The sequence below is a fragment of the Aeromonas molluscorum 848 genome (assembly GCF_000388115.1).
GTDB lineage: Bacteria > Pseudomonadota > Gammaproteobacteria > Enterobacterales > Aeromonadaceae > Aeromonas > Aeromonas molluscorum.
The window spans coordinates 1-20,245 of record NZ_AQGQ01000065.1 but is presented as its reverse complement, the minus strand read 5'-3'; the positions used below and the strand labels follow the sequence as shown (position 1 = coordinate 20,245).

The 20,245-nt window shown below is 63.3% G+C and carries 14 protein-coding genes; 9 read left to right on the top strand and 5 right to left on the bottom strand.

Annotated features, from left to right (window positions below; translation table 11 throughout):
* Together dnaB and alr are read left to right on the top strand one after the other, a co-directional pair.
* The coding region (gene dnaB / locus G113_RS10670) for a replicative DNA helicase (RefSeq protein ID WP_005901071.1) at positions 1-907 on the top strand (907 nt) is incomplete at its 5' end.
* Between the two features lie 171 nt (positions 908-1,078).
* Positions 1,079-2,152, top strand: coding sequence for an alanine racemase (gene alr, locus G113_RS10665; RefSeq protein WP_005901070.1), 1,074 nt, complete (start codon positions 1,079-1,081; stop codon positions 2,150-2,152).
* Between the two features lie 253 nt (positions 2,153-2,405).
* Here the strand turns inward: alr and putA are convergent, their stop codons facing one another.
* The gene (gene putA / locus G113_RS10660) at positions 2,406-6,365 is read right to left on the bottom strand and encodes a trifunctional transcriptional regulator/proline dehydrogenase/L-glutamate gamma-semialdehyde dehydrogenase (protein WP_005901069.1); all 3,960 of its coding nucleotides are present in this window, start codon (positions 6,363-6,365) and stop codon (positions 2,406-2,408) included.
* A 562-nt stretch (positions 6,366-6,927) separates the two neighbouring features.
* Between putA and G113_RS10655 the strand changes: the two genes are divergently transcribed.
* Positions 6,928-7,365, top strand: a complete 438-nt coding sequence (locus G113_RS10655; protein WP_005901068.1) for a VOC family protein — start codon at positions 6,928-6,930, stop codon at positions 7,363-7,365.
* A gap of 129 nt (positions 7,366-7,494) precedes the next feature.
* On the opposite strand, the gene fumC is transcribed toward G113_RS10655, so the two are convergent.
* A complete protein-coding gene (gene fumC, locus G113_RS10650) occupies positions 7,495-8,880 on the bottom strand; it encodes a class II fumarate hydratase (protein WP_005901067.1) in 1,386 nt (461 codons plus the stop codon).
* 139 nt (positions 8,881-9,019) lie between these two features.
* Between fumC and G113_RS10645 the strand changes: the two genes are divergently transcribed.
* The 3 genes from G113_RS10645 to G113_RS10635 are packed head-to-tail and all read left to right on the top strand — an operon-like array spanning position 9,020 to position 12,092.
* Positions 9,020-9,448: a MarR family winged helix-turn-helix transcriptional regulator gene (locus tag G113_RS10645; protein ID WP_005901066.1), complete on the top strand. Its 429-nt coding sequence runs from the start codon at positions 9,020-9,022 to the stop codon at positions 9,446-9,448.
* A gap of 27 nt (positions 9,449-9,475) precedes the next feature.
* The gene (locus G113_RS10640) at positions 9,476-10,537 is read left to right on the top strand and encodes an HlyD family secretion protein (RefSeq protein ID WP_051106588.1); all 1,062 of its coding nucleotides are present in this window, start codon (positions 9,476-9,478) and stop codon (positions 10,535-10,537) included.
* Between the two features lie 10 nt (positions 10,538-10,547).
* Positions 10,548-12,092 carry a DHA2 family efflux MFS transporter permease subunit gene (locus tag G113_RS10635; RefSeq protein ID WP_005901063.1) on the top strand — a complete coding sequence of 515 codons (1,545 nt, stop codon included), beginning with the start codon at positions 10,548-10,550 and terminating at the stop codon, positions 12,090-12,092.
* Positions 12,093-12,168: 76 nt separating this feature from the next.
* Here the strand turns inward: G113_RS10635 and pepE are convergent, their stop codons facing one another.
* The 3 genes from pepE to G113_RS10620 form a co-directional block, all read right to left on the bottom strand.
* On the bottom strand, positions 12,169-12,897 hold the full coding sequence (gene pepE, locus G113_RS10630; protein ID WP_005901062.1) for a dipeptidase PepE: 729 nt from the start codon (positions 12,895-12,897) through the stop codon (positions 12,169-12,171).
* A 151-nt stretch (positions 12,898-13,048) separates the two neighbouring features.
* Positions 13,049-13,654 carry a response regulator transcription factor gene (locus G113_RS10625; protein ID WP_005901061.1) on the bottom strand — a complete coding sequence of 202 codons (606 nt, stop codon included), beginning with the start codon at positions 13,652-13,654 and terminating at the stop codon, positions 13,049-13,051.
* A gap of 1 nt (position 13,655) precedes the next feature.
* Positions 13,656-15,689, bottom strand: coding sequence for a sensor histidine kinase (locus tag G113_RS10620; RefSeq protein WP_005901060.1), 2,034 nt, complete (start codon positions 15,687-15,689; stop codon positions 13,656-13,658).
* Between the two features lie 151 nt (positions 15,690-15,840).
* On the opposite strand from G113_RS10620, the gene dsrO reads away from it, so the two are divergent.
* The 3 genes from dsrO to G113_RS10605 all read left to right on the top strand — a co-directional run.
* Positions 15,841-16,623: a sulfate reduction electron transfer complex DsrMKJOP subunit DsrO gene (gene dsrO / locus G113_RS10615; RefSeq protein WP_005901059.1), complete on the top strand. Its 783-nt coding sequence runs from the start codon at positions 15,841-15,843 to the stop codon at positions 16,621-16,623.
* Positions 16,613-17,749 carry an NrfD/PsrC family molybdoenzyme membrane anchor subunit gene (gene nrfD / locus G113_RS10610; RefSeq protein WP_005901058.1) on the top strand — a complete coding sequence of 379 codons (1,137 nt, stop codon included), beginning with the start codon at positions 16,613-16,615 and terminating at the stop codon, positions 17,747-17,749. Before dsrO ends, nrfD begins: the two co-directional genes overlap by 11 nt.
* The coding region (locus G113_RS10605) for a molybdopterin-dependent oxidoreductase (protein ID WP_005901054.1) at positions 17,749-20,245 on the top strand (2,497 nt) is incomplete at its 3' end. The genes nrfD and G113_RS10605, both read left to right, overlap by 1 nt.

Sequence of the window (20,245 nt, the reverse complement as noted above, 5' to 3'; positions counted from 1 at the left end):
GCGCACCAGTGCCAACGAGGGCCCACAGCCGCTCAAGCTCATCCTGGAGCAGACAGTCGACAAGATTGAGGAGCTGTTCAAGACCCCCCACAACGGGGTGACCGGGGTCTCCAGCGGCTATGGGGATCTCGACAAGATGACTGCCGGTCTGCAGCGTTCGGACCTCATCATAGTGGCGGCCCGTCCCTCCATGGGCAAGACCACCTTCGCCATGAACCTGTGCGAACACGCGGCGCTCACCGCCGAGAAGCCGGTGCTCATCTTCTCCCTGGAGATGCCCTCCGAGCAGATCATCATGCGTATGCTCGCCTCGGTCGGGCGCATCGATCAGACCAAGGTGCGGACCGGCCAGCTCGATGACGAGGATTGGGCTCGCCTCTCCTCCACCATGGGACTGCTGCTCGAGAAGGGCAAGATGTACATTGATGACGCCTCCGGCCTCACCCCGACCGACGTGCGCTCCCGTGCACGCCGTATCGCCCGTGAGCACGGCGGCCTCTCCATGATCATGATCGACTACCTCCAGCTGATGCGGGTGCCTGCGCTCTCCGACAACAGAACCCTGGAAATAGGCGAAATATCCCGCTCCCTCAAGGCGCTGGCCAAGGAGCTGCAGTGCCCCGTGGTGGCACTCTCCCAGCTCAACCGAAGCTTGGAACAGCGCGCCGACAAGCGACCGGTCAACTCGGATCTGCGGGAATCGGGCTCCATCGAACAGGATGCGGATTTGATCATGTTCATCTACCGTGATGAGGTTTATCACGATGACAGCCCGGACAAGGGGGTCGCCGAGATCATCATCGGCAAGCAGCGTAACGGCCCCATCGGTCGGGTACGTCTCACCTTCCAGGGCCAGTTCTCCCGGTTCGACAACTACGCCGGTCCGGCGTTTGATGATGACTACTAAGTTGAGGATGACACTCTGTGCCCGGTGCGCAGATGCCATCCCAGCTTCCTGAAACAGTTTTCCCGGTTCGACAATTCTGCCGGTCCGGCCTTAGACGATGACTATTAAGGGCTGACACCACTCGGTGCCTGACGCATTCATGCGCCATCATGCCCTTGTAAGGGAAAACAGATGAAAGCGGCAATTGCCCAAATCAATACAGCGGCCCTGCGCCACAACCTCGCCGTGGTCAAACGGCATGCCCCCGAGTGCAAAATCATCGCCGTGGTCAAGGCCAATGCCTATGGCCATGGCCTGCTGCCGGTCGCCCGTACCCTGGTGGATGCGGACGCCTATGCGGTCGCCCGCATCGAAGAAGCGCTGATGCTGCGCTCCTGCGCCGTGGTCAAACCCATAGTGCTGCTGGAAGGCTTCTTCTCCAGCGCCGATCTGCCGGTGCTGGCGGCCAACAACCTGCAGACGGCGGTACACACCTGGGAGCAGCTCGAGGCCCTGGAGCAGACCGAACTGCCCGCCCCGGTGGTGGCCTGGCTCAAGCTCGATACCGGCATGCACCGGCTCGGGGTGCGGGCCGACGAGATGCCCGCCTTTATCGAGCGCCTCGCCAAGTGCAAGAACGTGGTGCAGCCGTTCAACATCATGACCCACTTCAGCCGCTCCGATGAGCTGGAACAAACTACCACCCGCGAGCAGATCGACTTGTTCAGCCGCCTGACTGCCTCCCTCAAGGGGGAGCGTGCCATGGCGAACTCCGCGGGCATTCTGGCCTGGCCGGATTCCCACTGCGACTGGGTGCGCCCCGGCGTAATCCTGTATGGCGTATCCCCCTTTCCCAATACGGTGGCGGCGGATTACGACCTGCAGCCGGTGATGACCCTCAAGACCCAGCTCATCGCGGTGCGCGATCACAAGGCGGGCGAGCCGGTGGGCTATGGTGCCAACTGGGTGTCGGACCGGGATACCCGGCTCGGCGTCATCGCCATCGGTTACGGCGATGGCTATCCACGCATGGCGCCCAACGGCACCTCAGTGCTGGTCAATGGCCGCATAGTGCCGCTGGTGGGCCGGGTCTCCATGGACATGACCACGGTCGATCTGGGGCCGGGCGCCACCGACAAGGCCGGTGACGAGGCGGTGCTCTGGGGGGAAGGATTGCCGGTGGAGCGGGTCGCCGAGGAGATAGGCACCATTCCTTATGAGCTCATCACCAAGCTGACGTCCAGAGTCTTTATGGAATACGTCTAGCCCTTTGACTTGGGATGGCGGCCGAGGAGATAGGCACAATCTTCTCCCTATGAGCGGATCTCCAAGCTCACCTCCCGGGTGTTTATGGAGTACGTTTACCCCCCCCCTCAGCCCCGACCCTTCTCCCGCGGGAGGAAGGGGAAACAAGAAGGCCGCCCCGATGAGGGCGGCCTTCTTTTATGCTCGTTTATCCCATGGCAGAAAGAACAAGCCCCGCGTCTGCGGGGCCTGGGTCTCTGTCGGTGTGTGGCGCTTAGCCTATGGTCATCAGACTGGCGTTGCCACCGGCGGCGGCGGTATTGACCGAGAGAGCATGCTCGATGAGCAGGCGCTCCAGCGGGATATCGGTCTCGCCACGGTGCAGGCCGTGCACACCGACGATGGCACCTGGACGGGTGGCCGCCTGCTGGCACAGCTCGCGTAACTGATCCGAGTCGCCGTGGTGGAGCAGGGCATCGAAGCCGATGTCGCAGTTCACCCAGTCAGCGACCAGTTGGATGCGTGCTTGCACCTCACTGGGCAGGCTGGCCAGCAGGGTGCGGTTTTGCGCATCATCCTGCCAGATCACACGACAACCGACCGCGAGGCAAGCCGCAAGCTGGGCCAGCAGATCCTGCTTGGCTTCTTTGGTGTCGTTGTCTCCGACCAGGCAGAGCACATGCTCACGGGGCAGCAGGCTGTAGCTGTTGCGCTCGCCGGTGGGGCCAGCCAGCAACTGAGTCAGGCCGCTCTGGGCCAGTTCGCCATATTGCTTGCAGAGCGCCACCAGCTCGGGGGCTTGTTTGGCTGCCCATTGGCCGAGCGCCTGCAGGGCCGGTTTCGGCGTGCTGGGCAGCAGATTGGTGCCCTGTTCCTGACGCAGCTGTTTGGCGACTGCATCCTGGGGACGGGTGGCCAGCAGGCGATACATATACAGCGGCCCACCCGCCTTGGGACCGGTGCCGGAGAGGCCTTCGCCACCAAACGGCTGCACCCCGACCACGGCGCCCACTATGTTGCGGTTCACATAGAGGTTGCCGACTCTGGCGGTGTTGACCACCTGGGCTATGGTCTCGTCGATCCGGGTATGGACCCCCAGGGTCAGACCGTAGCCGCTGTCATTGATTTGCTCGAGCAGGGCGCCGAGCCTGGCGCGCGGGTAGCGCACCAGGTGCAGCACCGGGCCGAAGATCTCGCGACCCAGCTCATCCAGGCTGTCGAGCTCGATCAGGGTCGGCAGCACGAAGGTGCCACGGCTGTAATCGGCGCCCTGGGCGCGGGCTATCTGGTGTACCTTGCTGCCTTTGTCGCTCATGGCCTTGATGTGCTGCTCGATGTTGGCCTTGGCCTCGGCGTCAATCACCGGGCCTATGTCAGTGGAGAGGTGTTCGGGGTTGCCAACCTTGTACTCGGCCATGGCGCCCTTGAGCATGCGGATCACCCGATCCGCTACATCTTCCTGCACGCACAGCACCCGCAGCGCGGAGCAGCGTTGACCTGCGCTGTCGAACGCCGAGGAGATGACATCCATCACAACCTGCTCGGTCAGGGCGGAGGAGTCGACGATCATGGCGTTCTGGCCACCGGTCTCGGCGATGAGGGGGATAGTGCGACCCTGGGCGTCGAGGCGACCTGCCAGGTTGCGGGAGATGATGCCTGCCACCTCGGTGGAGCCGGTGAACATGACGCCACGGACTCTTTCATCGGCGATCAAGGTCGCACCCACGGTTTCCCCCCGGCCCGGCAGCAGCTGCACCGCGCCTTCGGGGACGCCGGCTTCGAGCAGGATGCGCACCGCTTGCGCGGCGATGAGCGGGGTCTGCTCCGCCGGTTTGGCCAGCACAGTGTTACCGGCGGCCAGGGCTGCACAGACCTGGCCGCTGAAGATGGCCAGCGGGAAGTTCCAGGGACTGATGCAGACCACGGGGCCGAGCGGTCTGTGGCTCTCGTTGGCGAAGTGGTTGCGCGCCTGGGCGGCGTAGTAGCGCAGGAAGTCTACCGCCTCGCGTACCTCGGCGATGGCATTGCTGAAGGTCTTGCCTGATTCGCGTACCAGCAGACCCATCAGGGGTTGCAGCTCGGACTCCATCAGATTGGCGGCGCGCTCCAGCACGGCAGCGCGCTCGGCAGGCTGGGTGGCCTGCCAGATCTGGCCACTGGCCAGGGCGCAGCTCAGCGCACTATCGACCAGCTCGCCATTGGCCTCACTCACCTGACCGACCAGATCGCGATGATCCGCAGGATTGACCACATTCTGGAACTCGGTAGGCGGCGGCACATCACAGCCCAGCATGGGCAGGGCCTGATAGCGGGTATTGGTGCTGCCGAGCAGGGCGGCGGAGAGCGAACCCAGGCGGTGTTCGTTGGCCAAGTCCAGCCCTTCCGAGTTGAGACGGGCTTCGCCGTACAGCTCACGGGGCAGCGGGATGCGCGGGTGGGGCAGGCCCAGGCTGCCTTCACGGGCGGCCATCTGCTCTATTTGTTGCACAGGGTCTTGCACCAGATCCTGCAGTGAGATGTTGTTGTCTGCGATGCGGTTGACGAAGGAGGTGTTGGCCCCGTTCTCCAGCAGACGGCGCACCAGGTAGGCGAGCAGGGTTTCGTGGCTGCCGACCGGTGCATAGATGCGGCAGGGGCGACCCAGCTTGCCGTCGGCGACCTTGCCGACCACTTGATCGTAGAGCGGCTCGCCCATGCCGTGCAGGCACTGGAACTCGTACTGGCCCGGGTAGTAGTTCTGCCCCGCCAGCTGGTAGATGGCCGACAGGGAGTGGGCGTTGTGGGTGGCGAACTGGGGATAGATGGACTCGGGTACCGCCAGCAGCTTGCGGGCACACGCCAGGTAGGAGACATCGGTATAGGGCTTGCGGGTATAGACGGGGTAACCCTCCAGGCCATCCTGCTGGGCGCGCTTGATCTCGCTGTCCCAGTAGGCCCCTTTCACCAGCCGGATCATCAGACGGTGGCGACTGCGCTTGGCGAGATCGATGACGTAGTCGATCACATAGGGGCAGCGCTTCTGGTAGGCCTGGATGACGAAGCCGATGCCATTCCAGTCGGCGAGCGACGGATCGAAGCAGAGCTTCTCCAGCAGATCGAGGGAGATCTCCAGTCGGTCGGCCTCCTCGGCGTCGATGTTGATGCCGATGTCGTACTGCTTGGCGAGCTGGGTCAAGGCCAGCAGGGTGGGGTAGAGCTCGTCCATCACCCGATCGTACTGGGCGCGGCTGTAGCGCGGGTGGAGGGCTGAGAGCTTGATGGAGATACCAGGACCTTCATAGATGCCGCGGCCGTGGGAGGCCTTGCCGATGGCATGGATGGCCTGCTCGTAGGAGGCCAGATAACGCTTGGCATCCTCTTCGGTCAGGGCCGCCTCGCCCAGCATGTCATAGGAGTAGCGGAAGCCCTTGCTCTCGGTGCTGCCCGCATTGGCCAGGGCCTCGGCGATGGTCTCGCCGGTGACGAATTGTTCGCCCATCAGCCGCATCGCCATGTCGACACCCTTGCGGATCAGCGGCTCGCCGCCTTTGCCAATCAGTCCCTTGAGGGAGCTGTTGAGACCGGCCTCGTTGTGGGTGGCCACCAGCTTGCCGGTGATGAGCAGCCCCCAGGAGGCGGCGTTGACGAACATGGAGGTGCTGTTGCCCAGATGCTGGCTCCAGTTGCCGTTGCTGATCTTGTCGCGGATCAGGGCATCACGGGTCGCCTTGTCGGGGATACGCAGCAGCGCTTCGGCCAGGCACATGAGGGCAACCCCTTCCTGGGAGGAGAGGGAGAACTCTTGCAGCAGCCCCTGTACCAGACCCTGGCGGCCACCGGCGCTTTTTTGGTTGCGCAGCTTCTCGGCAATGCTGGTGGCGAGCTTCTGGGTGGCTTCGGCCTTCTCCTTGGGCAGGCGTGCCTGCTCAAGCAGCATGGGCACGGCTTCTGTCTCGGGGCGGCGATAGGCGGAGGTGATGGCTGCGCGCAACACGGATTGCGGCAATATGCTTTCGGCGAATTCGAGGAACACTTGCAGACCCTGTTCGGTCAGGGCTTCTACCGACTCTTCTCCCGCGGCGGCGGCCAGACCGGACAGCTCTACGGGAGTCAGGCCCCGCTCCAGCTGCTCCAGATAGGTGAAGATCGCCTGCTTGATCAACCAGTGGGGGGTGCGATCGATGGTCTGGGCAGCCTGCTTGAGCCGGTCGCGGGTGGCTTCATCGAGTTTAACGCCAAGGGTGGTAGTAGCCATGGAACTTCCTGTGTCTGTGCCGGCGAGAATATTGCCGTATGGTTAAATTTCGATGAGGATGGCGCAACCAGGTGCAACCTTCAAGTTAGAAATTTTAATGTCTCCGTTACATGGTTGCGTTTGAATAAGGGCCATGGCGGGGCTGGTTGGTAGAAAGTGATGTAGTGTCAGTGGGTTGTGACAATATGGCGACGTTAAAAATATGTCTCAAAAATGTGTTTTAATTCGTTGGTTGAATACGTTGGGTTGCACCTGTTTTTTGTTGTGCTTTGACTTGGGTGCAACCCACCATGCCGAGAGTTGTTCGCTATCTCGGTAACCCATGATGCCGTATCTGTGGCGGCGGTAAGTATCTGGGCGTGTTACCAGGCTGCGCAACCTGAATAGCCCTTGACGGGCGACGCCCATTTAGGGGAGCGCCAATGCCAGTTGGCATCCCTGTCAGGTCGGGCAGCAGGACTTCGCCGTGCCGGCAACCCTCTCTGCTCGGGCAATGGCAGCGGCGGCGCCGCTATCTCCTATGCTGATAGCTGGCCTTGAAACCAGTGACAAGGAGTTAACCATGGCGCGTGTCAGTACTTATCTCAATTTTGCCCGGGAGACGGAAGCGGCCTTTCTCTTTTACCGGGAGGTGTTTGGCGGTGAATTCAACGGCCCCATCCACAGGTTTAGCGATTCACCCGGTTGCCCGGGTCAGGATCCCGTCTCCCCGGCAGATGGGAACTTGGTGATGCATGTGGAGCTGGCCATTCTCGGTGGACATGTGCTGATGGGGACGGATGCCCCGGCCAGCATGGGATTCACTCTGGTGCAGGGCAACAGCAGCTACCTCAACCTGGAGCCGGACAGCCGGGCAGAGACCGACTGCCTGTTCGCGGCTCTGGCCGAAGATGGCAAGGTTGAGGTGGAGTTGCAGGAGATGTTCTGGGGCGACTATTTTGGCAGTCTGGTGGACAAGTTTGGTACTCACTGGATGTTCAATTGTCGAAGCAAAGAGTAGGGCGCTGCCGGTGAGTACTTTTATTCACCTGCACAGAGGTAAGCCAACCCATTCAGGATTGAACAAAAAGAGGCGCCAGGGGGCCTCTTTTTCATGGCGATATCCGCACCGCAACCGAGTCGTGAAGGGTTAGCGGCCGACCATATTCCCCGGCACCACCCAGAGATCGAACTGCTCGGCGCCAAGGTAGCCGGAGGCGATGGCCGCCTCTCGCAGACTGATCCCTTGCTGGTGTGCCCTCTTGGCTATCTCGGCGGACTTGTCGTAACCGATATGGGGATTGAGGGCGGTGACCAGCATCAGGGAGTTGGCCAGCAGCGCGTCGATGCGGGCCAGGTTTGGCTCTATGCCGCTGATACAGTGATGCTCGAAGCTGGCCATGGCATCGCTGAGCAGGCGCACGCTTTGCAAGAAGTTGTGGGCAATCATGGGCCTGAACACGTTGAGCTCGAAGTTGCCCGCGGCGCCTCCCACATTGATGGCCACATCATTGCCCATCACCTGAGCCGCCACCATGGTCAACGCCTCGCACTGGGTCGGGTTGACTTTACCCGGCATGATGGAGGAGCCGGGCTCGTTCTCGGGAATGCTGATCTCCCCTATGCCGCTGCGCGGGCCGCTGGCGAGCCAGCGTACATCGTTGGCAATTTTCATCAGACTGGCGGCGAGGCCCTTGAGGGCGCCATGGCCCTGTACCAGGGCATCGCAGCTCGCCAGGGCCTCGAACTTGTTGGGTGCGGTGACAAGGGGCAAGCCGGTCTGTCTGGCGAGCTCCCTGGCTACCGCGTCGGCATAACCGGCCGGGGCATTGAGGCCAGTGCCGACCGCGGTGCCGCCCAGAGCCAGCTCGCACAGATGGGGCAGGGCGGCCTGGAGGTGGCGCTCCCCATGGGCGAGCTGAGCCGCCCAGCCGGAGATCTCCTGACCCAAGGTGATCGGGGTGGCATCTTGCAGATGGGTGCGGCCTATTTTGACGATGTGATCGAACGCCCCGGCCTTGCGCTCCAGGGTCTGGCGCAGGCTGGCGAGGGCGGGCAGCAGACGCGCCATGATGGTGCTAACGGCTGCCAGGTGCATAGCCGTCGGGAAGACGTCATTGCTGGATTGGCTGCGGTTGACCTCGTCATTGGGGTGCACCAGGCGATCTTCGCCGCGACTGCCTCCCAGCAGTTCGCTGGCCCGGTTGGCGAGCACCTCATTGACATTCATGTTGGTCTGGGTGCCGGAACCGGTCTGCCAGACCACCAGCGGAAATTCAGCCTCATGTTGACCCCCTAGCACCTCGGCAGCCGCGGCAATAATAGCCTCGGCATGACTCTCGTTGAGCAGCCCCAGCTGCAGATTGACCCGGGCGCTGGCACTCTTGATCTGCACCAGGGCACGAATGAGTTCGGGGCTTTGCCGCTCCACCGAAATGGCGAAGTGATGCAGGGAGCGCTGGGTTTGGGCCCCCCACAGCCGGTTGGCCGGTACCGCTATCTCCCCCATGCTGTCTCGCTCCATCCGTGTCTTCATCTGTTGTTCCCTTCTCTGTTGGCTCGATGCTGTCGGTTAGCAACCTTTAGCATGCGGATGACAAGTATGGGAGACCTGCATTGAATTTATGTACGCTTAACATATAATAAGCAATGCTTACCAATTTATCGGTCTCATTATGATGAAACAACCTGACACCCTGGGCTTCCTGATTGGCGATGTGCATCGTCTGATGCGTCGTCATTTCCAGCAACAGCTGGAAGGGAGCTGCCTGACCCTGGCCCAGGCGCGCGCCCTGGTCCATATCGCCCGCTGTGAGGGGATGCGTCAGGTTGAGTTGGCCGAGCGGCTGGATATCCAGCCTATCACCCTGGCCCGCCAACTCGATCAGCTGGCCCAGAGTGGTCTGGTCGAGCGGCGTCCTGATCCTGATGACAGGCGGGCCCATCAGCTGTTTCTGACCGAGGCGGCCATGCCCCATCTGCAGCGCATCAAGCAGGCTGGCGATGTCGTACATCGCAGTGCCATGGGCGATCTGGACGAGGAGGCGGCGAACGCCCTCCGCCAGGCGCTCAAGACGATGCACGATAACCTTTCCCATTGCTGATTTTCTCGATTTTTCGGAGTGTTTCCCATGACGACTGAGCCAACATCCACCCCTGTGGCGGCCTTTGACCGACGCCGTACCCGGCGGCTACTGCTGGTTGTGGTCCCCCTTGTCGCCCTGTTTGGCTGCGGCATTCTTTATATGTTGGGGGGGCGTTATGTGGAGACGGACAATGCCTACGTGAAGGCAGACAAGGTCCCCATCAGTACCGAGGTGCTTGGCCGAGTGGCCAAGGTGATGGTCAAGGAGAACGCCCAGGTCAGGGCCGGGGATCTGATGTTCGAACTGGATCCTGCCTCTTTCCAGCTGGCCGTGGGCAAGGCCGAGGCGGAACTGGCCAAGGTGCGCACCGATCTGGTGGCGCTGCAGACCAGTTATCGTGGTCAGCAGGCTGAAATCGCCGTGGCCCGTACCCGCCACCAATATGCACTGAAAGAGGAGCGCCGCCAGGCCGACCTGGTCGCCAAGCACTTCACCTCGACCGCCAATTATGACGATGCGCGTCAGCTCACCATACAGACGGCGCAGCAACAGCTCGCGCTGGAGGAGGGGCTCAAGCAGATTGAGGCTTCCTTGAACGGTGATGTGAACCTGCCGGTGAGCCAGCAACCGGCCTACATGGAAGCGGCCGCCGAGCTGGCCAAGGCCAAGCTGGATCTGGCTCGCACCAAGATCTATGCCCCGGTCAATGGCATCGTCAGCCAACTGCCCAAGCCGGGTCAGTACAGTCTGGTGGGCATGACGGCCATGATGCTGGTGGAAACAGACGCCCCCTGGATTGAAGCGAACTTCACCGAGACGGACCTGACTCATGTCAAACCGGGCCAACAGGTAAGCATCAGCGTGGATACCTACCCGGACGCGCACTGGACCGGAGTGGTCGAGAGCTTGAGCCCGGCGACCGGCTCCGAGTTTTCGGTGATCCCGGCCCAGAATGCCACCGGCAATTGGGTCAAGATTACCCAGAGAGTCGCGGTGCGGATCCGTCTCGATGATGCTAGCGCCGAGCCTGTGCTCAGGGCCGGACTCAGCGCCGTTGCCGAGATAGACACGGCTCAGCAACGCAGTCTGCTTGGCTGGTCGTTGTGAGGCCTGCCTGATGACGGCCCCCACTCAGGAAGGGGCCAGCAAGGCCCATCTTGGTCTGATTACCCTCTCGGTGATGCTGGCCACCATCATGCAGGCGCTGGATACCACCATCGCCAATGTGGCGCTGCCCCACATGCAGGGCGCCATGGGGGCGACCCAGGATCAGATCTCCTGGGTGCTCACTTCCTATATCGTCGCCGCCGCCATCTTCATGCCGCTGACCGGTTTCATCTCTGACAAGATCGGTCGAAAACGGCTGTTCATGTGGTCGGTGGCGGGATTTACCATTGCCTCCATGCTGTGCGGCGCGGCCCAGAGCCTGGAGCAGATAGTGCTGTTTCGGCTGTTGCAGGGGATCTTCGGCGCCAGTCTGGTGCCCCTCTCCCAGGCGGTGCTGCTCGACTCTTATCCCCCCGAAAAACATGGCTCCGCCATGGCGCTCTGGGGAGTGGGGGTCATGGTGGGCCCCATCCTCGGACCGTCGCTGGGGGGCTGGCTGACCGAATATTACAACTGGCGCTGGGTGTTTTACATCAACCTGCCGTTCGGTCTGCTGGCCTGGTTCGGCATCGCCGCCTTTATCGAGGAGACCAAGCTCAACGTCAGCCGCCGCTTTGATCTGCTCGGTTTCGCCCTGCTCAGCGTCGGCATAGGGGCGCTGCAGATGGCACTGGACAGGGGCCAGTCCCAGAACTGGTTTGCCAGCAGCGAGATAGTCATAGAGACGGGGCTGGTCGTGCTCTGTTTTTACCTGTTCGTGGTGCATATTTTCACCCATTCACACCCCTACATAGAGCCGGCCCTGTTTCGGGATCGCAACTTCAGTGTCGGTCTGGTATTCATCTTCATCGTGGGCATCATATTGCTGGCGACCATGACCCTGCTGCCGCCCTTCATGCAGAGCCTGATGGGCTACCCGGTGATTGACGTCGGTTACCTGCTGGCGCCGCGCGGGGTGGGGACCATGGTGGCCATGATGCTGGTGGGGCGTCTCTCGGGAAGGCTGGATACCCGCTACTTGATCCTGCTGGGACTCTTGCTCACCAGCCTCTCCATGTGGGAGATGACCCTGTTCAACACCAATATCAGCAGCTGGGACATAGTGCGTACCGGTCTGGTGCAAGGCCTTGGGCTGGGCTTCATCTTCGTGCCGCTATCCACCATCACCTTCGCCACCCTGGCCCCGCGTTATCGCAACGAAGGCACAGCTCTGTTCAGCCTGATGCGCAACATTGGCAGCAGCATCGGCATCTCTGTGGTGATCACTTATCTGGCTCAGCGAACTCAGATGAATCATGAGGTCTTTGCCAGCTACATCAATCCGTTCAATCAGGCCCTGCGCCAGGGCGTCGATCTCGGGGTCTATAACCTGGAGACGGTGAAGGGGCTCAGCGCGATCGACGGCGAGGTGACCCGCCAGGCCGCGACCCTCGCCTATCTGCAGGATTTCCGATTAATGATGTGGGTCAGTCTCTGTGCCATTCCGCTGGTGCTGCTGTTGCGCTCCCCCAAGCGTGGCAACGGCACCAGGAGTGAGGCTCCCGTACTGGAGTGACCATCCTGGCCCTGGCTGTCGGACGTAGAAAAGAGGGATGCCAAAGGCATCCCTCTTTTCTACGTCTGGCTGTGGTTCAGAGCTTGGCCGTGAAGGGGGTCAAGGCGCCGAGCGGGCGGGCATCCTGGTACTCCTTGATCTCTTCTCCATGCTTGAAGACTTTGTAGCCTTCGCCACGCACGCTCCAGTATTCGATGTGCTCGCCGCTGATTTGCAGCAGGCTGGCTTCGCGCAGGGCAAGCACGGATTCGCTTGGGTTGATGGCACAGAACTCGGCGAGGCGCTCATCACGGGTCTCCCCCATGTGGCCGCTGATGCTGGCATCCAGATAGTGGGGATTGATCTGCAGCGGGAACAGGCCGAGGGCGGGCAGCACGGCGGCGTTGCAAACCGGCATGTCGTTGGTGGTGCGAATGCTCGGGGTCGCCACGTTGCAACCTGCGCTCCAGCCCACATAGGGCACACCCCGTTCGCGCACGGCGCGCTGGATGGGGACTATCAAACCTTGCTCATGGAGCTGCTGATTCAACCGCCAGCTGTTGCCACCGCTGACGAAGATGGCCTGCGCGCTTTCAATGGCCGAGACAGGATCGTCGGATCTGTGGATGCTGACGACTTCAACCCCCAGGCTCTCCTCCAGATCCCGGGCCCGCTGATCCCAGTCACCGCGGATCACGGCGTAAGGCACCAGCACTATCTGGTTGACGCCCCTGGCCGCGAGCAAGGCTTGCACCCGCTGACGTGCCCAGCCCAGCAGGCCGGGGTGTTCCGTGGTTTTTCCGTTGCTCAGTAACAGCAGTTCCATATTGATTCCTCAATTTAAAAGGCGCAGGGCCAAGGCTGGCCCTGATAAAGGGAGGTGGGCACTCTAGCGCCATCCCGGCGCCAAGTGTGTGATCTCATCGCGCTTTGTGCCTCCGCCTATGGCGGTTTGTTCACCCCTTGACCGCCTAGCGTCAAGAGGAGGTCACGTCGGCATAGAGCAGTATCAGTTCGGCCAGTGAATTGACTTCGAGCCGCTTCATCAGGCTGGCACGGCATACTTCGACGGTGCGCACCGAGATGCAGAGATCCTGGGCTATCTGCTGGTTCTTGTGGCCTGAGGCTATCAGGTGCAGCAACTGATGCTCGCGGGGGGGGAGGCGCCGGTAGGCGCTCAGGCGGGCCAGCCGCTGCGCCGCCGCCTGGCTTGCCTGATTGGCGCCTGCTATGGCGTCGAGCAGCGTGGTGAGCTGCACGGGCTTTTGCAGAAAATCGATGGCTCCCTGCTTGAGGGATTCCACCGCCAGGGGCACATCGCCGTGACCGGTGAGAAAGAGGATGGCGATGGGGCTCTGGGACGCCTTCAGCCGCTGCTGCAGTTCGGGGCCCGACAGGCCCGGCATGCGGCAATCCAGGATGAGGCAGGCAGGCTGGCTCAGATCCACCTCACTCAGAAAATGCTCACCGTCTGCAAAGCAGCTCACCGTCCGATCACAGCTCTCCAGCATGAAGCGCAGGGAGTCGAGCACGGCCTGATCGTCGTCGACCAGATAGAGAGGGAGGCGGGCTGTGGTCGGCATCTCAGTTCCCTCCCTCGATGGTCGGGGCGGCATCCGGGCCAGGAATGGGCAGGACAACCTGGGCGAGGCAGCCCCTGGGGCTCAGGTTGCTCAGGGTGAATTGACCGCGATGAAACTCCACCACGTCCCGGCAGATGGCGAGTCCCAAGCCCATGCCATCGGCCTTGTTGCTGTAAAACGCCTGCTGCAGCTGCGCCTGGGGCGCCGTCAGGCCCGGGCCATTGTCGCGTACCTCCAGCAGGAGTTGATCCTCTTCGAAGGTGATCAATACCTCGACTCGCGGCTCATCCGTCTGCGCCATCCCCCCGTCGATGTGATCTGACCCCTTGGGGTGCCGGGCCGCACTCTCGGCGCCATTCTTGATGAGATTTACCAGCAGCTGCTCGACCCCAATGCTATCCAGGGGGAGCAGACGGGGCTCACCGTGCCAGCTCAGGGCCAGCCGGACGTCGAGCGGCGCCAGCATCTGTTGCAGCAGCGGCGTCAACTGCTCGACCAGGGCGGGCAAGTCCGTGGGCTCGGCCTGACGTGGCCGCTTCTGCAGGCGGGATCTCAGCCGGTTGATGGTCTGGGTGATGCGAGTGACCTGCTGCCCTATCTGCTCCAGCGCCTGCGTCAGGGCGAGGTTCAGGGCTGGATCCCTGTCCGCCTTGGCCGGGTCCAGGGTCTGTCTGGCGAGACGCAGCAGGGCACCCTGGCTGTAGTTGGCGATGGCGGTGAGGGGCTGGTTGATCTCGTGGGCCATGTTGGCACCGAGCTCCCCGAACTGGGCGAGGCGCTGGGCTTGCTCGAGCTGGCGCCGCTTGTCATCGAGCTGGCGACGGGTGGCGAGCAGGCGACGCTGGCTGCGGTTGAACAGATGTTGCAGCAGCAGGTGGTGGCCGCCGAGCAGCAACATCAGCAGCAGGGCACCCCAACCCCACTGCTGATGCTGGCGCAGCCAGTGCCATGCCGACTGCCACCAGGGACCCTGCAGGGGATGGCGATCCAGCGCCTTGAGCAGGCGATCTATGCTGAGCTGGCTGGTGGGCACCGTCCAGCCCGCCGAATCGGCGGCAATGGCGGCCAGGCTGTCGGGGGGCAGGGCAAACAGGGCGCGGGTGACTGCCAGCGCCAGTTCGGGGGAGGCTTGCTCCGTCTTGGCAAAGGACCAGTTGGGGTAGAGCCGGGTCGAGCTCTGGCAACCAAAGCCGGCCGGTGCCCTGTTGTCCAGCACCCGGAAATCGGCATAAGCGATCTTGCCCTCCCGCGCCATGCGCTCCAGCTGGCAGACCGGCACTATGGCGGCGCTGACCTTGCCTGCCGCCAGTTGCGTGATGAGCCTGTCGAGGGGGAAGCCGGTGAAGCGCACCGCAGAGAAGAAGTTGTCGAGCCGCACCCCTTGCTGACTGGCCTCGAAGCGATAGGCGAGGTAGCCACCGAAGGCGTTCTCCGACACGGCGGCGACCGGTTGGCGTTTGAGATCCTGCCAGTGCTGGAAGGGGGCGTCTGCTCGTACCACCAGGGCGGCGCCGATGGCGAGGTTGTCACCGCCGGCTGGGCTCTTGAGGGTGGCTAGCCAGGCCAGCGGATACTGGCGCGACAGGCTGACCGATTGCCCCGGGTTGGTGATGACAAAATCCAGCCTTTGACCGGCGACGGCGTCGGCCAGGGCATCGAGCTCCAGGGGCATCAATTCGAAGTGCTGGCCCGGCACCCTCTTGTCCAGCCAGATCATGAGCGGTTGCCACTGATGGCGGGCCACCGGGAGACCGCGGGTCGCCAGTACCCCGACGCGCACCGGCTGGTCCTGTGCCTGCATCGGCGCGGCTTCTATGGATGCGGGGTCGGCCGACGCGGCCAGGAGGGGCACCGCGACCAGCCAGAGCAGCAGGGCCAACCAGAGCTTGCGTGTGGGGGGCAGAGGGGCTGGGCTGCGCAGGAGGCTCTCCTTGAATGTGTGTTGGCAATTGACGATGGCGCCCAGTCTATCATCGGGCCAAGCATTTGAATGAGGTTCGGTCGGCACAGTGGAGATGAACGCCGCCCCCGTCACAATTCAGTCTTTTTCGGGCCGATTTCATTGCGCTGGATCAACCCGGCTCCCGGTATGTGGAAAACCACAATAGAACGGTTCCAGTGGCTGGGGACAATGGGCTCATCCCCCGCTTGCCCTGCTTCGGGCAAGCCAGCACAAGGAAAAAGCCATGGAGCTCAGCAAGCGCCGATTGTTATCCGGGATTGCCGCCCTCACCGCGGGGGCGGCCCTGATCCCCGTGGTTCAGGCTCAGCCTGGCCCTGCCCCCCGCAATGGCGACGCGGCCATCAGCCGGGGTGACAAGCGCAAGCGCTACGGCATGCTGATCGATCTGCGCCGCTGCGTCGGTTGTCAGGCCTGCACCGTGGCCTGCACCATCGAAAACCAGCCCCCCCTCGGCCAGTTTCGCACCACGGTCAGCCAGTACGAGGTGAGCAATGTGGCGGCGCTCGATGCCCCCGCCTCTCTCTTCATGCTGCCTCGCCTGTGCAACCACTGCGCCGAACCCGCCTGCCTCGATGTCTGTCCCACCGGTGCCACCTTCCAGCGCGACGACGGCATCGTCGTGGTCAACAACGACTGGTGCGTCGCCTGCGGCTACTGCGTGCAGGCCTGCCCCTATGACGCCCGTTTCATCAACCACGAGACCAACACCGCCGACAAGTGCACCTTCTGCGCCCACCGGCTGGAGGCGGGGCTTCTGCCCGCCTGCGTGGAGACCTGCGTCGGCGAGGCCCGGATCATCGGGGATCTCAATGATCCCGCCAGCCAGATAAGCCAGCTGCTGCGCACTCACGAGTCCGCCCTCAAGGTGCTCAAACCCGAGGCCAATACCCAGCCGCGGGTCTTCTATCTGGGCATGGACGAGGCCTTTGTCAGCAAGATCGATGGCAACCCCGCCCAACGCACCCTGCTCGGCGATGACGGCAAGGAGATAGCCCATGACCATTAATGAACTGCTGACCCCGGATCAGCCCATCACCTGGCTGCCCTGGGCGGTGCAATATTTCTTCCTCATCGGCCTGGCCTATGGTGCTCTCTGGCTCGGCGCGCTGGATCTGTGGCACAAGGTGCCGGATCGGCGACTGCAAATGTTGGCCGCCGTGCTGATGATGGCGGCCGGGGTGGTGGCCCCCATCGCCCTGACCGCGGACTTGCATCAGCCAGCCCGGGCCTGGCACTTCTACGCCCAGCCCCGGTTCAGTTCCATCATGTGGTATGGCGCCTACCTGCTGCCCCTGTTCAGTCTGCTTAGCATGCTGCTCGGCTGGTTGCTGATAAGACCTAGTCTGGCCCTGCGCGGCGCGGAGAGTGACAGGGTTGCCGCTATGGCCCGCCTGCTCTGCCTGGGAGGCTGGTCCGGGGATCGCTGGCTCAAGCCGCTGGCCCTGCTGGCCGCCCTGAGCGGACTCAGCATCGCCCTCTACACAGGTCTGGAGACCATGGTGGTCGAGGCTCGCCCGCTCTGGCATACCCCCTGGCTGCCCTGGTTGCTGGCGCTCAGCGCACTGCTGGCGGCCCAGAGCGCCCTGTTGCTGCTCAACCGCCTGCTGGCCGGCTGGCAGCAACGCACGGAGGCGGGGCTGCAGCGCCAGATCCGCCCGACCCTGGCGCTGCTGGCGCTCTCTCTGCTGGGCTGGACTCTGTTTGGCGGCGCCTCGGCGACGGAGGCTGGCGCCCTCTATCGGCTCGATCCGAGCTGGCGGCTGGCGGCCCACTGGCTGCTGCTGACCCTGGGGTTGTTGGCGACCCTGTTGCTGGTGGGGCAGCGCCTGGGCGCCCGCTGGCAGCCCCTGGCGCTGTGGGGAACGGCGCTGCTGGCGCTGCATCTGGTCTGGGGCCTGCGCTGGCTGGTGCTTATCCAGGGGCAACTGGTGCCCAAATATGGCGCCGGTGCCTACTTCTACCAGATAGCCTGGGGGCCGGAGGGGGTACTCGGCATTCTCGGCACCTTCGGCCTGCTGCTGGCCCTGTTGGTGGCGCTCTCCGAGCTGGTGCGCGCTTCCTCTGTGCCATCCACCGGCAAGGCATCCACCGCCAAGGCATCTCCTACTCATTCCGCTCGCGAGGCAATCTGATGGATCACAGCAAACGCAAGTTTCTCAAAGGGGCCGCCATTGCCGGTGGCACCGGATTGTTCGTTGCCGGTTACAGCGACACCCTCAAGCACGTCGTGAGCGGGGTGGCGACCGGCAGCTCGGGCAAACCGACTCGGGATCCCATCCATGGCAACTCACTTGCCGTGGAGTACAGGGTCGACGAGCAGGGGGATCTTCATCCCAACCCGGCCCAGCGCCTGGCCAACACCATGTGCCTGGGTTGCTGGACCCTGTGCGGGGTGCGCGCCCGCATCGACAACGAGAGCGACAAGATAGTGCGCATCCTCGGCAACCCCTATCACCCGCTCTCCGCCCAGCATCACATCGATTTCAAGACGCCGATCAAACAGGCGCTGCTTGGCACCAGCGGTTATCAGGAAGGGGGGCTCAATGGTCGCTCTACCGCCTGCGCCCGGGGCAACGCCATGCTCGAACAGCTCGACAGCCCGCACCGGGTTACCCAATGCCTCAAGCGAGTGGGGCCCCGTGGCAGCGGCCAGTGGCAGAGCATCTCCTTCGAACAGCTGGTAACCGAGGTGGTGGAGGGGGGCGATCTGTTTGGTGAGGGCAGCATCGAGGGGCTGCGGGCCATTCGCAACCTCAATGAGCCGCTCGACTCTGACAACCCCGAATATGGCCCCAAGGCCAACCAGTTGCTGGTGAGCAACGCCTCGGACGAGGGGCGCGACGTCTTCATCAAGCGCTTCACCTTCAACAGCTTCGGCACCCGCAACTTCGCCAACCACGGTGCCTATTGCGGGTTGTCATTTCGGGCGGGGGCAGGCGCCCTGCTGGGCGATCTGGAGAAAAATGCCCACCTCAAGCCCGACTGGGACGAGAGCGATTTTCTGCTGTTCATGGGTACCTCCCCCCAGCAGTCCGGCAACCCTTTCAAGCGCCAATCCCGCCAGCTGGCGTCGAACCGGGCGAGGGAGGGAAAGCCGTTCTCCTACGTGGTGGTGGCCCCCAGTCTGCCCAATACGGTCAACCTGCCCTCGGCGCCCGCCAACCGCTGGTTGCCCATCAAGCCCGCCACGGATTCGGCCCTGGCCCTGGCCATGCTGCGCTGGATCATCGACAACGACCGCTACGCCGAGCCCTTCCTGGCGGCCCCCCATGCCGAGGCCGCCGAGCGGGCCGGTTATCGCGGCTTTTGCAATGCCAGCTATCTGGTTGTGTGCGACGAGTCCCATCCCCGCTTCGGCCAGATGCTGCACGCCAGCGACCTGGGGCTGCCCCACGGTGGCGAGGCCTATGGGGAAGGGGATGGGGTGCTGGTGGTCGAGGAGGGCAGTGGCGAGCTGCGCGTGGCCGGGCAGTGCGAGCGGGCCCGGCTCTGGGTGGATCGCCGCCTCCCGACTGCGGGCGGGACGCTGGCGGTCAAGAGCAGCTTCCAGCTGCTGGCCGAGGCGTGCCGAGAGCACTCCCTTGAGCAGTACAGCCAGGAGTGCGCCGTGCCGGTGAGCGCTATCGAGGAGCTTGCCCGGGAGTTCACCAGCCACGGCACCCGGGCGGCGGTGATCAGTCACGGCGGCACCATGAGCGCCAACGGCTTCTACTCGGCCTGGGCCATCATGATGCTCAACGCCATGATAGGTAACCTCAACGCCCGAGGCGGTGCCGTGGCGAGCGGTGGCAAGTTCAACCCCTTCGGCGCCGGGCCCCGTTACGATCTGGAGAGCTTCCCGGGTATGGTCAAACCCGCCGGTGTCTTCCTGTCGCGATCCAAGTTCCCCTACGAGAAGACATCCGAATATCGCCGCAAGAAAGAGGCGGGGCAGAACCCCTACCCGGCCCGCGAGCCCTGGTTCCCGCTCTCTGGCCCGCTGCTGGGTGAGCACCTGACCGCGGCGGTGAGTGGCTATCCCTACCGCGCCAAGGCCTGGATCAACCACATGGGCAATCCCCTCTACGGTCAGGCCGGGCTGCATCATGCCATCGGCGAGCAGCTTAAAGACCCCAAGGTGCTGCCGCTCTTTGTCAGCATCGACAGCTTCATCAACGAATCCTCTGCGCTGTCGGACTACATAGTGCCGGACACCCTGACCTATGAGTCCTGGGGCTGGGCCACCGCCTGGCACGGGGTCATGACCAAGGTCTCCACCGGCCGCTGGCCTGTGGTGGAGCCTCGCGTCGTCAAGACCGCCGAGGGGGATCCGGTCTGCATGGAATCCTTCTTTATCGCCGTGGCGAAACGCCTGGGGTTGCCGGGCTTTGGCGAGGGGGCGGTCAAGGGGGCCGATGGCAGCCTGCATACCCTCAATCGGGCGGCAGATTTCTCCCTCTATGGGGCGGCCAACGTGGCCTATCTCGGCGAGCCTGTGCCTGCCATCGAGGCGGAGGGTCTCGCCTGGTCCGGGGTTGAGCGGATCCTGCCCATCCTCAACGCCACCCTGAGCGCGGAGGAGGCGGGCCGCGCCGCCTATCTCTATGCCAGGGGCGGGCGCTTCGAACCCGTTGTCAAGGGGCGCGACG

Coding starts and splice junctions, on each gene's coding strand:
- alr (WP_005901070.1), top strand. CDS start 1,079: ATGAAAGCGGCAATTGCCCAAATCAATACAGCGGCCCTGCGCCACAAC.
- putA (WP_005901069.1), bottom strand. CDS start 6,365: ATGGCTACTACCACCCTTGGCGTTAAACTCGATGAAGCCACCCGCGAC.
- G113_RS10655 (WP_005901068.1), top strand. CDS start 6,928: ATGGCGCGTGTCAGTACTTATCTCAATTTTGCCCGGGAGACGGAAGCG.
- fumC (WP_005901067.1), bottom strand. CDS start 8,880: ATGAAGACACGGATGGAGCGAGACAGCATGGGGGAGATAGCGGTACCG.
- G113_RS10645 (WP_005901066.1), top strand. CDS start 9,020: ATGATGAAACAACCTGACACCCTGGGCTTCCTGATTGGCGATGTGCAT.
- G113_RS10640 (WP_051106588.1), top strand. CDS start 9,476: ATGACGACTGAGCCAACATCCACCCCTGTGGCGGCCTTTGACCGACGC.
- G113_RS10635 (WP_005901063.1), top strand. CDS start 10,548: ATGACGGCCCCCACTCAGGAAGGGGCCAGCAAGGCCCATCTTGGTCTG.
- pepE (WP_005901062.1), bottom strand. CDS start 12,897: ATGGAACTGCTGTTACTGAGCAACGGAAAAACCACGGAACACCCCGGC.
- G113_RS10625 (WP_005901061.1), bottom strand. CDS start 13,654: ATGCCGACCACAGCCCGCCTCCCTCTCTATCTGGTCGACGACGATCAG.
- dsrO (WP_005901059.1), top strand. CDS start 15,841: ATGGAGCTCAGCAAGCGCCGATTGTTATCCGGGATTGCCGCCCTCACC.
- nrfD (WP_005901058.1), top strand. CDS start 16,613: ATGACCATTAATGAACTGCTGACCCCGGATCAGCCCATCACCTGGCTG.